This window comes from Phytohabitans sp. LJ34, assembly GCF_052068095.1.
GTDB lineage: Bacteria > Actinomycetota > Actinomycetes > Mycobacteriales > Micromonosporaceae > Phytohabitans.
The window spans coordinates 82,487-94,469 of record NZ_JBQHDG010000016.1; the positions used below are offsets into that span (position 1 = coordinate 82,487).

Here is an 11,983-nt window from a genome sequence, read left to right on the forward strand (position 1 = left end):
GAAGGCTCATACCGTGGGCTTTACGGCACGTCCCCGCCCGCGAGCAGCAGGCTGCGCGCCGACTGGTAGGGGCAGCCGGCGGCGTCGAAGGCGTCGGCCGTGGCGCGCACCCGCTTGGCGTCGCCGTCGAGCAGCGCCTCCGCCCGGTCCACGATGGCGCCGGCGACCGGGTTGCCGGCCACGACGGCCCGCGCGGCGGCCACGCGGTCGGCGGCCTCGGGGCTCCTGGCGAGCACGGCGGCTTCGGCGCGCAGCGCCACGTACCAGTGCAGCCAGATCCAGGTAACCCACCGCCACACCTCGCTCGGCTCGGGCGCGAGCCGCTCCGTCGCCCGCTCAACCTGTCCACTGTGGAGCATCTCGATCGCGTCGAACACCGCACCGTAGCCGTACGTGTACGGCGCGCCGATGTCGAGGCGCTGGAGGACCGCCTGCCACTCCCGCCGGGCGTCGTGGTCGCCACGCAGGCCGTACACCATCGCCACGGCGGACACCGCCGGCGCGAGGTACGACCGGTCGGGGTGTCCGGCCCGCCGCCACGCCTCGAGAAAGCGGGCGGCGACCGCCTCGTCGACCTCGCCGGCGAACGCGTCGGCCACCAGCAGCCAGCTCGTGGCGCGATGCCCGACCTCCGCCAGCAGCGGGTGGTCCGCGAGCTTCCGCGCCCACCGGCGGGCGCCCGGCAGGTCTCCCGCGCCGAGGGTGGCCTCGGCGGCGATGCCGAGCGCGTCGATCAGCTCGTGGGTGCCGGCTGGAGTGTCCGATGTGGACGAGAGCAGCGTGACCCGGCGTCGGGCCGTGGCCGCCGCGCCGAAGGTGTCACCGCCCCAGCACTGCGCGCCCAGCAGCGCGTCGAGCGCGGCCGACTCGGCGAGCGGGTCGCCGGTGCGGCCGGCCAGCTCGACCGCCCGCGTGGCACGCGCGAGCGTCTCCGGCACGTCGTTGTCGGGCGGCCCCTGGACGGCGCCGAACGCGTCGGTGAGCACCCCGGCCTCGGCCAGCGCCACCGCCGCCTGGGCGGCCGGGTCGTCGCCCGCCAGCTCGCGCGCCTCGGCGATGAGCGCCACCGCCTCCTCGCGGGTCGGCACGCGCACGAACCTCCCGGAGAAGCGGTACGCGTTGGCGGCGGCGGTCGCCAGGTCGGTGGCGGCGCCCGCGGTGTCCTCGCCGCGGCGGGCGGCGTCCGCGGCCGCGAGCTGGAGGCGGTGCATGTCGTCGCCGCGCATCCGGCAACCGGCGACGGCCGCGGCCCGCCGGAGCATCGACGCGGCGGCGGCCGGGTCGTCCGCGAGCGCGGCCGCCTGCTCGTAGCGCTGCTGGGACTCGCCGACGAGCTGGCGGGTGAACGTCAGCTCCGCCAGGTCGCGGGCGAGGCGGTGCGCCTCCGCGCGCTGCTCCGGCCGGTCGGCCGCCCACCCGAGCGCGGCGCGCAGCTCGTCCGCCACGGCGTCGAAGCGGGCCCGCCAGTCGTCCCGCACCACGGCGAGCCCGGCGGCGTTGGCCAGGCACCAGCGCAGGTGCCGGGACCGCGTGTCGACGAGCTCACCGGACTCGGCGAGCCGCTCCGCGCCGTACTGGCGGATGGTCTCCAGCGCGCGGTATCCGGCCGTCACCACCAGCAGGCTCTGCTCGGCGAGGCGGGCCAGCCCGTCCGCGGCGGCGCCCACCTCGTACCCGGCGACCTCCGCCGCCGCCGCGACCGTGAACGGCCCCACGAACACCGACACCCGCCGCAGGAGCGCCCGGTCCTCGGGCTCCAGCAGCGCGTGGCTCCAGTCGAGCGCCGCCCGCACCGAGCGGTGCCGCTCGTCGGCGCGGGAGCCGCCGGCCAGCATCCGGAGCGGGTCGGACAGGCCGGCGGTGAGGCCGTCCAGCCCGAGCGTCGACCACCGGGCGGCGGCCAGCTCGATCGCCAGCGCCATGCCGTCGAGTCGCTCGCAGAACGCGGCGATGTGGTGGCGCACCCCGGGGTCGGGCGGCGATCCCACCGCGGCCGCCCGGTCCACGAACAGCGCGACGGCGTCGAGCCCCAGGGACAGCGGCGGCACCTGGTACACGCGCTCGAACGGCACCATCAGCCGGGCCCGGCTGGTCGCCAGCACCGTCAGGCGGGGGCACGCGGCGAGCAGCCGCTCGACGAACGGCGCCACCCCGTCGCGTACCTGCTCGCAGTTGTCGAGCACGAGCAGCGCCCGGCGGTCGGCCAGCGCGGCGACCACCGACTCGTCCAGGCCGCGGCCGGGCTGCTCGCCGAGGCCCAGCGCGCCGGCGACCGCGGCCGCCACCATGCCCGGGTCGCTGATCGGGACAAGATCAACAAACCAGACCCCGTCCGGGTACGCGCCGGCCGCCTCCCCGGCCACCGCCAGCGCGAGCCGGGTCTTGCCCACCCCGCCCGGGCCGAGAGCGGTCACCTGGCGGTGCGCGGCGAGCATCTCGGTCAGCTCGGCCCGCTCCCCCACCCGGCCCACGAAGGACGTCAGCGGCGCCGGCAGCACCGGCGCCGGCGCGGACCGCTTCGCGCCGGCCCGCTCGGCGAGCGCCCGCCGGTCCGGCACCTCCAGCTTGCGCAGCAGCGAGGAGACGTGGCTCTCCACGGTGCGCACCGATATGTACAGCCGCGCACCGATCTCGGCGTTGCTCAGATGGTCTCCGAGCAGCGCCAGGACGTCCGCCTCCCGGGCCGAGATCTCCACGGCCCCATCCTTGCGTACCGGGATTCCGTGGTCGCCTCCGTGGTCAGCACGGATTCGGAGGACCCCCGCCCGCGGCGAAGCTATGAGCACGTCCGATCCATTACCCGAGGAGAAACGATGATCAAGACCGTTTTGCACCCGGTGTCCGACCTCGCCAAGGCCAAGGCCGTGTACGCCGCCCTGCTCGGCGTCGAGCCGCGAACCGACGGCTCCTACTACGTCGGCTTCGACACCGAGGGCCAGCACATCGGCCTGGTGCCCGGCGGCGGCCCGCAGGGCATGACCTCGCCGGTGGCCTACTGGCACGTGACCGACATCGAGGCCACGCTGGCCGAGGTGACCTCCGCCGGCGCCACCACGAAGGAGCCCGTGCGCGACGTCGGCGGCGGCCGCCTGGTGGCCACCTTCACCGACCCCGACGGCAACGTGCTCGGCCTGATCCAGGACCGCTGAGGAGACACCGCCATGACCGCCGTCGCCACCCCCGAGGCACACCAGTCCTACCCCGAGGTGCTGCGCGACCGGCGGGTGGCTGGACTCCTGCTCGGCGACCTGCTCGCCAGCGTCGGCACCGGCATGATCCTCGTGGCCATGCCGGTGCAGACCCTCTCCATCCACGGCGGCGTCCCCAAGGCGATCGCCATCGGCATGGTCGAGGCGGCACCCTTCGTCATCTCCACCATCCTGGCCCTGTCCATCGGGCTGGGACGGGTGCGGATACCGCCGCGCACACTTCTGGTCGCCGACTGCGTGCTGCGATCGCTGACCTTCGCGACCCTCGGCGTCCTCGCGCTGACCGGCCACCTCACGCTGCCGGTGCTCATCGCCGGCCTCCTGATCGGCGCGACATTCCGCATGGCCGGGTCGAGCAGCCGTCGCCTGCTGGCCACGTCGATGGTGGACGAAACGGGCAGGTTCGCCGTCAACGGCCTGCTCGGCCTCAACGCCACCTTCGCCCTGTACATCGTGGGCCCGGTCCTGGGCGGCCTGATCGTCGCCTCGACGAGCCCCGGCGTCGCGCTCATCTGCGACGCCGCCGGCGCGCTGATCCTGCTGGCCGCGGTCGCCGCGGCGGTGCCACGCGCCCGCGCGGCCAAGCAGCCCGACATGCCCCGGCGCCCACCGTCGCACGAGTCCGGCTGGCGCATCCTGCGCCGCCGCCCGGTGGCCGCCCGCCTGCTGTTCGTCGAGTTCTTCTTCAACTTCCTGTACATGCCCGTCGAAATCGCCCTACCCCTCTACGTCCGCGCGAAGCTGGACGCCGACGCGGCCGCGCTCGGCCTGATGTGGGGCGCCCTGGGCGTCGGCGCCTTCGTCGGCGCCGCACTCGTCAACCAGCTGCGCCACCTCCCCCAACGCCACCTGCTCATCGTGATCATCGCCCTCTGGGCCCTCTGCCCGATCGCACTCGCCTCGGTGCAGAGCCTGACCGCCGCGATGGTCGTATTCGGCCTCGGCGGCCTGGTGTGGGCACCGTTCACCCCGGTGGTCTACAGCTTCCTGCAATCCGGCCTGGCGCCCGAAGAACAACAACAGGTGGTCACCCTCTGGACCACCGGCGCCACCGTCGCCGCCCCGCTCGGCCTCGCCGCCGGCGGCCCCCTCATCGAGCTGGCCGGCACCACCGGCGGCCTGGTCCTGTCCGGCGCGCTGACCCTCCTGCTGGTCCCGGTCGCCGCCTTCGCCGTCCTCCGCCGGACCGAACCCAAAAGCCAGATCTGAGCTACCGCGACGCCCGCCGTGGTCCAGACCGTCGCTCCCGCGGCCTCACCCTCCGCCGCTGGTCACGCTAACCCTGCGCGCAACGAGGGGCGGGTGAATGTGAGCTCGCGACACGCGGTGGTCGACGTTTGTCCACAATGCCCGCTCCCGGACCGGCGATCCGGGAAGGCGACAGGGGGCTTGTCCCGCGGACCTGGCAGTGGACGGCCGGGGATCTCGGCTCGCCCTGCGAGCCGCCGGCCGGGAGCGGTGCCCGCGGGAGCAAACGGTCCGCCGCTGACGCGGACGCGGGCAAATATGCTTCGAAAGAAAGCCACGACGGGCGGAGGGGATTGACGTTAGCCTATTGGTATGGGTCGTCGTGTCTTGGCTGTTCTCGCGCTTGTCGTCGGGCTGACGCTTGCCGGTTCCAGTGCCGCGCACGCTGTGGAAACGCGGGTGTTCCGGGGTGAGGGGACGAGCAGCTTCGGCCCCGGGATCGCCTACTACTACGCCCTCGGAGACGCGTTGGGGCAGGCTGGCGACGCGGGCTTCGAGAGCGAGCAGTGCCATGTGGTCGACAGCGAGGACTTCTGGCCGATGGTGGTCTACGTCTACCTGGAGTGCACCCGCTGACGCCCGCCGTCACCGCGCCGCGTAGGTGAGCCGGTAGCGGCCGATGCGGATCTCGTCGCCCGGGGCCAGTGCGGCGGTCTTGACGCGCTCGCCGTTGACGTACGTGCCGTTGAGACTGTCTAGGTCGGACACGGTGTAGCCGGTCTCCTGGCGGTGAAACTCGGCGTGCTTGCGGGAAACGGTGGCGCCGTCGAGCAGGATCTCGTTGCCGCCGTCGCGGCCGCAGGTGACCACGTCGCCGTCGAGCACGAACACCGCGCCCGCCCCTGGGCCCTGGCGGATCTGGAGGACCGCGGCGCCGGCCGGCGCGCCCACGGGCGGTGCCTCGGCCTCGTCGGCCACGCTGAGCTGGATCGCTTCCATCTGCGTGGTCTCGTCGAGGTCGATCACCCGGTACGCGGAGGTGGGCGCCGGGTCGGCGATGTTCCACCGGACGGTGGGGCTCTGCCGCGCGGCGTCCGTGACGCCTTCGGTGGCGAGCACGGCGTCGCCGCAGCGGATCGGGATGCCGGTCTCCTGCGCGAACGCCACCGCCTCCAGCAGCGCCGCGGGCACCCGCACACCGTCGCCGACGACCAGCACCACCTGGGCCGGGGCGGACGAGGCCTCGCCGATCTCCACGTGGCGGGCGGGCGCACCGACCGCGTCCAGGAGGTCACGCACCAGGCCAGCGCTCACGCCCGCGCCCTGGCCGGGGCGCGCCGCCGCCGGGGCGGTGAGCCGCAGGTGGCGGCCGCTCGCCGGGTCTTCGAGCACCACCGTCGCCGGCTCGTGCCAGGACCCCGATCGCACCGTGACAACACTCAACTCCGGCATGCGCATCCCCAACCCGCTCGATCCGACTGCGTCGAGGGTAGGGCCCCCACCGCCGCGGTGCCCACCCGGCCCATATCGGCGCTGGTCTCAGGAGGGCGCGCTGTCGCCGTCGCGGCGGCGTAGCTCCTCCTCGCGGCGGCGCAGGTCGGCCTCCCACTTGCGGAGCAGGTCCTCGTCTTCGCGCCGCTCGCGGGACTTGCTCCGGAGAAACTCCGGGTCATCGTCCGGGGCGAGCGGCCGGGGGCGCTCGGACTCCGGGAAGCCACTGCCCGGGCGCCAGGTGCCGGCCCGGCCCACCCGCCGGTTCTGCGGCCGCCCGGCGACGAACCAGACGATCGGCCCGATCGGCGGGAAGAGCAGGATGATGAAGACCCACGCCACCTTGGGCAGGTTGCGTACCGCCGACTCCTCAGTGGACAGACAGTCGATCAGCGCGATGACGACCAGCACCAGGTCGACGATGAACAGCAGGCCGTAGAGACGAATCACGCCGGACATCATGCCGCGTGAACACGGCGCCGTGTGCCCCGTCCGGCTGGTACGCCGGCCGACCGGGTGAGGCTAGGCGCCGTGCGTCTCCCGCCACGACAAGCTGGCCAGGCGGGCCGCGGTGGGGCATGCGCGGATCCTTCACGCAAGCCGGTCTGATCGAGGGCCGGGGCGCGGAGGCTGAGGCCGCGGGAGCAGCGGTCTGGACCGCGGCGGACATCGCGGTAGCTCGATTCCTAGCTCGTCGCGGCGGCGGCTACCGCCGCGGCGAACTCTCGTGGGGACTCCATCGGGACGAAGTGGCCGGTGTCGCTCAGGCGGTGCAGCCGGAGGTCGGCGAAGTACTGGTCGAGCCGGTCGGACCAGGCTGGCGGAAACAGCGGGTCGTGGTCGGGCCACAGCACCGTGGTCGGGGCGGCGAGACGCTCCGCGGGACGTTCGGCGGCGACCCTGGCGAGCGCCCCGCCGCTGGCCCGATACCACCCGAGCAACGCCGTGAAGGCGCCCGGCTCGGCGTACAGCGAGACGAGGTGGTCGATGTGCTCGTCCGGCACGGTGAAGCCCGGCCCGGCCCAGTGCGTCCAGAAATGCCGGAGGTAGGCGCGCACCGCGTCGGGCCGGCCGTCGATGAGGTCGGCGGCCAGCGGGAGCTGGTTGAAGGCCGGGAACCAGAACTCCCGCTGGGCCGCCGGGCTCAGGATCCGCTCGCCCATCCCGGGCAGCGGCGGCGTCAGCACCAGGGCGCGGACCAGGTCCGGGCGCGTGCGTGCGACCGCCACCGCGACGCGGCTGCCGATGTCGTGCCCGCCCAACACCGGCCGGTCGAGGCCCAGCTCCTCGATCAGGCCGATGACGCCGCGGGCCTGCGCGTCCGGGCCGTAGCAGGCGCCCGACTCGTCGTGGTGCCGGTCCGACTCACCGAAGCCGCGCAGGTCCGGCACCACGACGTCCATTTCGGGCAGGTGGCAGAGGACGGGGCGGTACTCGGTGCGATCGCCCGGCCACCCGTGCAGCAGCACCGCCGCCACGCCGGCACCGCCGCGGTCGTACGACAGCCGGAACCCGTCGACCGCCCTGCTCAGACCCACGGGAGCGCTCACTCGCCGTTGCCGTTGCCGCCGTCGAAGTCGTCGCGGTCGATGACGCGGGTGAAGTCGTCGCGGTCGATGGTCCGGGTGAAGTCGTCCCGGTCCAGGACGTCGTCGCGGTCCACGGTGCCGTCGTCCAACGTGGACACGGCCGGGGCGTCGTGGGGCGCGGCGGGCGCGCTGACGCCCGACAACACCGCCGCGCCGACCGCGGCCGTGACCACTAGTGCCGCTCGAAGCATGGGAATCCTCCTCTGCCGTACCGGAGAACCCAGCATGCGGGGCGGGCTTCATCGAAACCGCATCACCTCGTCCTGTCAGGAGCTCGTGAGGATGACGAGCCGCTGGGTGGCCCGGGTCATCGCGACGTAGCGGTCGACCGCTCCCTCGATGCCCTCGCCGAACGTATCCGGGTCGACGAGGACGACGAGGTCGAACTCCAGCCCCTTCGCCAGCTCCGGGGTCAGCGACCGCACGCGCGCCGTCTCCCGGAACGTGGGGTCGCCGATGACGCAGGCGACGCCCTCCGCGTGCGCGGCGAGCCAGCTGTCGAGGATCTGGTCCCGGTCGGCGACCGATCCGTGTACGACCGGGAGGCCGTTGCCGCGGATCGAGGTGGGCACGTTGGCGTCCGGGAGCACGGCCCGGATGACCGGCTCGGCTTCCGCCATGACCTCCTTCGGCGTGCGGTAGTTGATGGTGAGGGAGGCCAGGTCGATCCGGTCGAGCCCGATCCGCTCCAGCCGCTCCCGCCACGACTCGGTGAACCCGTGCCTCGCCTGTGCGCGGTCCCCGACGATGGTGAAGCTCCGCGACGGGCAGCGCAGCAGCAGCATCTGCCATTCCGCGTCGGTCAGCTCCTGTGCCTCGTCCACCACGATGTGCGCGAACGGGCCGGCGAGCAGGTCCGGCTCGGCGGTGGGTGCCGCCGTCTCGTCGACGAGTTTGTCCCGCATGCCCTGCTGGTTCAGCATGATCAGCACGCCTTCGCCGTCGTCGTAGGTGGTGGACGCGAGCAGTTCGTCGACCACTGTGGACATGCGCTCGCGTTCGGCGGCGAGGGTAGCGTCGGCCCGGCGCCGGCGCCGGGACTCCTCCGGGTCGCCGAGGCGCTGCCGGGCCGCGTCCAGCAGCGGCAGGTCGGACACCGTCCAGGCCTTCGCGTCCGCCCGCTGGAGCTTCCGCACGTCGTCGGTGCTGAGCCAGGGAGCGCACTTGCGCAGGTAGGCGGGCACCGACCAGAGGTCGCCGACGAGCTCGGCCGCGTCGAGCAGCGGCCACGCGCGGTTGAACGCGGCGGCCAGCTCCCGGTTCTGCCGCAGCGACCGGCGGACCAGGTCGGTGGGCTCGCCGCCGTCGTACTTGTCGACGAGGATCGTGAGCAGCTCCTCCCAGACCTCGTCGCGGGCCTCGTTGTGCGGGGTGCCGGGTCCCGGCGCCTCGAACGCCTCGGCCCAGTCGCCGGCGCTCAGCCGGATGTCGGACTCCTGGGTGGTGACCGTCATCCCCTTGGTGGGCGGCTCCTCGTAGAACCGGACCGCCGCCTCGATCGCCTTCACCAGGTCGGCGGAGGACTTCAGCCGGGCCACCTCCGGGTCGGCCTCGACCCCCGCCGCGGCTCCCTCGGCGACGAGGTCCCGCAGGGTACAGGTCTGCACGTCCTCCTCGCCGAGGCTGGGCAGGACGTCGCCGACGTACGCGAGGTAGGGCTCGTGCGGACCGACGAACAGCACGCCGCCGCGCCGGTGCCCGAGGCGGGGGTCGGAGTAGAGCAGGTAGGCGGTGCGGTGCAGCGCGACGACGGTCTTGCCGGTACCCGGACCGCCGTCGACGACGAGCGCGCCGCCGGACCCCGCGCGGATGATGGCGTCCTGGTCGGCCTGGATCGTGCCGAGCACGTCGCGCATCCGGGGCGACCGGGTGCCGCCCAGGCTGGCGATGAAGGCGGACTGGTCGTCGAGCGCGGCGTGCCCCTCGAACCCGTCCGGGGTGAACACCTCGTCCCAGTAGTCGCTGATCCGGCCGAGGTTCCACCGGTAGCGGCGGCGGCTCGCGAGACCCATCGGGTTGGCGTGCGTCGCCGCGAAGAACGGCGCGGCGGCGGGCGAGCGCCAGTCGAGCAGCAGCCGGCGACCCGTGCTGTCGGTGAGCCCCTGCCGTCCGATGTAGACGGGCTCGGGGTCGTCCGCACTGACGATGCGTCCGAGGCACAGGTCCAGGCCGAACCGGCGCAGCGCGCGCAGGCGAGCGGTCAACCGGCGGACCTCCTGGTCGCGGTCGAGCGCCCGGCGACCCTTGCCGGCGGGCGCCCGGCGCTCGGCGTCGAGGCGTTCGGTCAGGTCGGCGAGCGCCTGCTCGAGGCTCTCCGAAATCGCCGCGAAGTGCTGCTCGTCGCGGGCGATCAACGCCGGGTCGGCCTTTGCGGAAAGGCGGTCGGAAAGGTTGAACACGCTGATCGTCAGGTTCACGTAATCGGCCCCCAATTTCACGGATCCCGGCTTCGACCTGCGATTTTGCGCCACAACCGGGGTCTTGCCGCAAGCCCCCGGGTGCGGTATACGTTAAAGAGGGAAAGGAGACGACTCCTTTCCCTTTGTCATTCCCGCCAATCCACGAGCGCCGTGGGCTTGCCCCGCGGAGCCGGCAGTGGAGGCCGGGGATTTCGGCTCGCTCCGCGAGCCGCCGGCCGGAGCGGTGCCCGCGGGAGCAAACGGTCCGCAGGTGACGCGGACGCGGGCAGATCAGGTCTGTGGTGCCGTGCTCGCGCGGACGGTGAGGGTGGTGGCCAGCTCGACGCCGACCCGCGGCACCTTCTCACCGCGGCCGAGCGCGAGGGCGAGCTCGGTCGCGGCCACGGCCATCTCCGTGAGCGGCTGGTGGACCGTGGTCAGCGGCGGGTCGACGAGATAACGTTTGCGCCCGGCCGCGCCGCCGCCCAACCTGGCGCCGCCCCGCGGCGTTTATCCGGGCGAAGGGGGCGCTCATGGACCGGTACGAGGGGTTGCGCGAGTTCGTGGTCGCGCGCGGACCCGCGCTGTCGCGCACCGCGTACCTGCTCACCGGCGACCACACGCTCGCCGAAGACCTGCTCCAGCACGCGCTCGCCAAGACCGCCGCGCACTGGCGGCGGGTGGTCGAGGGCGGCAACCCGGAGGGGTACGTGCGCCGGGTCATGGTCAACGAGCGCACCTCCCGCTGGCGCCGCCGCCGCTACGTCGAGGTCAGCGACGCCGCCGCCGGCGACCTGCCCGGCCCGGCCGACGAGGCGGAGGCCGCCGTCCGGCGGATCAGCCTGCGCCGCGCGCTCGCCGCCCTGCCGCCCCGCCAGCGGGCGGTGGTCGTGCTGCGCTTCTTCGAGGACCTCTCCGAGGCGCAGACCGCCGAGGCGATGGGCTGCTCGGTCGGCACGGTGAAGTCGCAGACCCACGACGCCCTCGCCCGGCTCCGCGCGTTGGCGCCGGACCTGCTCGCCGACCTGGCACCGGAGGTGACCCCGTGACCACCACCCGACTCACCGAGGCGCTCGCCGATCTGGCCGAGGAGGCCGGCACGTACGCGACGGCCGACGGCGTCGTGGCCGCGGCCGGGCGGCGCCGGCGGCGGCGGGCCACCGCTCTGGCCGCGGTGGCGGTCCTCGCCGTCTCGGTCGGTTCCGCCGCCGTGTGGGCGCGGGACTCCGCGCCCGACCGGGTGGTCAGCCCGGAGCCGGGCGTGTGGGTGTCCTGCGCCGAGCAGGCGCCCAAGCCGCCGCCGGGCAACGTGAGGGGCATGATGGACCTCCCGCGCCTGCCGGCCGACTTCGTGCCGGCGTCGGTGGTCATCTGCCGCGGCGAGGGGCGCGGCACCGGTCCCGTCGTGGGAAACGAGTACCGCGGCACGGACATCGCGGCGCTCGTCGCCGCCCTGCGGCTGCCCGATCTTCCCAAGACCCCGGGACGCGACGTCGCGTGCACGTTGGAGGCGATCAGCTGGCCGTGGCTGGCGCTCGTCGACTCGGCGGGCCACTTCGTGCGGCCCAGCCCTCCGCGTACCCCGTGCGGCAAGCCGCGTGCCGAGGTCCAGGAGGCGATCACGGCGCTGAAGCTGACCCGCGTCGACTCGCGCGTCTACGACGCGCACCTGGCACCGGAGCCCGCCGCCGCGCGCTGCGAGGCGACCTGGGGCGACCACGTGTGGATCGAGTCGCGGCGGGCGGCGCGCCCCGGCCCGGCCGGCCGGCCGCTGGCCGGCGCGGCGACGGTCGGGCTCTGCGAGTACCACGTCTCGGCGGACGAGCGGGGCAGGACGTTTCCCACCGGAGACTTCGCGCGCGGCCGGGTGCTGCCGCAGCCGCGGCGCGACCTGATCGAGGCGGCGCTGTCGACCACCGGCCCGGCCGAGCCGTGCACCGGGCCGGCCAGCCGGTTCGCGGTGCTGATGCCGCAAGGCGGCGGGTACGGCGAGGTGCAGGTCGAGCTGGACGGGTGCCGGCGCGTCCTCTCCTACCCCGGCCGGGGCAAGGACCCGGTCGTGTCCCAGGGCGGCCCGGAGCTCACCCGGCTGCTCGACGAGTCGTAG

Annotated in this window: 12 protein-coding genes; 5 read left to right on the top strand and 7 right to left on the bottom strand. The window is 74.0% G+C overall.

From position 1 onward, the window contains the following. Positions 1-20: 20 nt before the first annotated feature. Positions 21-2,696, bottom strand: coding sequence for an ATP-binding protein (locus ACTMTJ_RS26965; RefSeq protein WP_441220695.1), 2,676 nt, complete (start codon positions 2,694-2,696; stop codon positions 21-23). Between the two features lie 117 nt (positions 2,697-2,813). Here ACTMTJ_RS26965 and ACTMTJ_RS26970 point away from each other — a divergent pair, with 117 nt between their 5' ends. The 3 genes from ACTMTJ_RS26970 to ACTMTJ_RS26980 all read left to right on the top strand — a co-directional run bounded on the left by ACTMTJ_RS26970 (position 2,814) and on the right by ACTMTJ_RS26980 (position 5,033). After that, positions 2,814-3,149 carry a VOC family protein gene (locus ACTMTJ_RS26970; protein ID WP_441220697.1) on the top strand — a complete coding sequence of 112 codons (336 nt, stop codon included), beginning with the start codon at positions 2,814-2,816 and terminating at the stop codon, positions 3,147-3,149. Between the two features lie 12 nt (positions 3,150-3,161). Then, positions 3,162-4,418, top strand: a complete 1,257-nt coding sequence (locus ACTMTJ_RS26975; RefSeq protein WP_441220698.1) for an MFS transporter — start codon at positions 3,162-3,164, stop codon at positions 4,416-4,418. A 351-nt stretch (positions 4,419-4,769) separates the two neighbouring features. Further along, complete coding sequence (locus tag ACTMTJ_RS26980) at positions 4,770-5,033, top strand: hypothetical protein (protein WP_441220700.1); 264 nt, start codon at positions 4,770-4,772, stop codon at positions 5,031-5,033. 9 nt (positions 5,034-5,042) lie between these two features. Here the strand turns inward: ACTMTJ_RS26980 and ACTMTJ_RS26985 are convergent, their stop codons facing one another. From ACTMTJ_RS26985 to ACTMTJ_RS27010, 6 genes are all read right to left on the bottom strand, one after another. Next, entirely contained in the window at positions 5,043-5,825 is a 783-nt protein-coding gene (locus ACTMTJ_RS26985; RefSeq protein ID WP_441220702.1) for an FHA domain-containing protein, read from the bottom strand. Positions 5,826-5,936: 111 nt separating this feature from the next. After that, a complete protein-coding gene (locus tag ACTMTJ_RS26990; protein ID WP_441220704.1) occupies positions 5,937-6,338 on the bottom strand; it encodes a PLD nuclease N-terminal domain-containing protein in 402 nt (133 codons plus the stop codon). 236 nt (positions 6,339-6,574) lie between these two features. After that, positions 6,575-7,426, bottom strand: coding sequence for an alpha/beta fold hydrolase (locus ACTMTJ_RS26995; RefSeq protein ID WP_441220706.1), 852 nt, complete (start codon positions 7,424-7,426; stop codon positions 6,575-6,577). 8 nt (positions 7,427-7,434) lie between these two features. Next, positions 7,435-7,668 (bottom strand): hypothetical protein, encoded by a 234-nt coding sequence (locus tag ACTMTJ_RS27000; protein ID WP_441220707.1) that lies wholly within the window; start codon positions 7,666-7,668, stop codon positions 7,435-7,437. Positions 7,669-7,743: 75 nt separating this feature from the next. Continuing rightward, on the bottom strand, positions 7,744-9,888 hold the full coding sequence (gene helR / locus ACTMTJ_RS27005; protein WP_441220979.1) for an RNA polymerase recycling motor ATPase HelR: 2,145 nt from the start codon (positions 9,886-9,888) through the stop codon (positions 7,744-7,746). 279 nt (positions 9,889-10,167) lie between these two features. Continuing rightward, positions 10,168-10,365 carry a substrate-binding domain-containing protein gene (locus ACTMTJ_RS27010; RefSeq protein WP_441220709.1) on the bottom strand — a complete coding sequence of 66 codons (198 nt, stop codon included), beginning with the start codon at positions 10,363-10,365 and terminating at the stop codon, positions 10,168-10,170. A gap of 44 nt (positions 10,366-10,409) precedes the next feature. Between ACTMTJ_RS27010 and ACTMTJ_RS27015 the strand changes: the two genes are divergently transcribed. Together ACTMTJ_RS27015 and ACTMTJ_RS27020 are read left to right on the top strand one after the other, a co-directional pair. Then, positions 10,410-10,925, top strand: coding sequence for a SigE family RNA polymerase sigma factor (locus ACTMTJ_RS27015; RefSeq protein ID WP_441220711.1), 516 nt, complete (start codon positions 10,410-10,412; stop codon positions 10,923-10,925). Beyond that, on the top strand, positions 10,922-11,983 hold the full coding sequence (locus tag ACTMTJ_RS27020) for a hypothetical protein (RefSeq protein WP_441220712.1): 1,062 nt from the start codon (positions 10,922-10,924) through the stop codon (positions 11,981-11,983). The genes ACTMTJ_RS27015 and ACTMTJ_RS27020 overlap by 4 nt, the downstream gene beginning before the upstream one ends.

Bases quoted from the DNA above. Each gene is read 5' to 3' on its own strand.
- ACTMTJ_RS26980 (WP_441220700.1), top strand. From the start codon at position 4,770: ATGGGTCGTCGTGTCTTGGCTGTTCTCGCGCTTGTCGTCGGGCTGACG.
- ACTMTJ_RS27015 (WP_441220711.1), top strand. From the start codon at position 10,410: ATGGACCGGTACGAGGGGTTGCGCGAGTTCGTGGTCGCGCGCGGACCC.
- ACTMTJ_RS26970 (WP_441220697.1), top strand. From the start codon at position 2,814: ATGATCAAGACCGTTTTGCACCCGGTGTCCGACCTCGCCAAGGCCAAG.
- ACTMTJ_RS27000 (WP_441220707.1), bottom strand. From the start codon at position 7,668: ATGCTTCGAGCGGCACTAGTGGTCACGGCCGCGGTCGGCGCGGCGGTG.
- ACTMTJ_RS26975 (WP_441220698.1), top strand. From the start codon at position 3,162: ATGACCGCCGTCGCCACCCCCGAGGCACACCAGTCCTACCCCGAGGTG.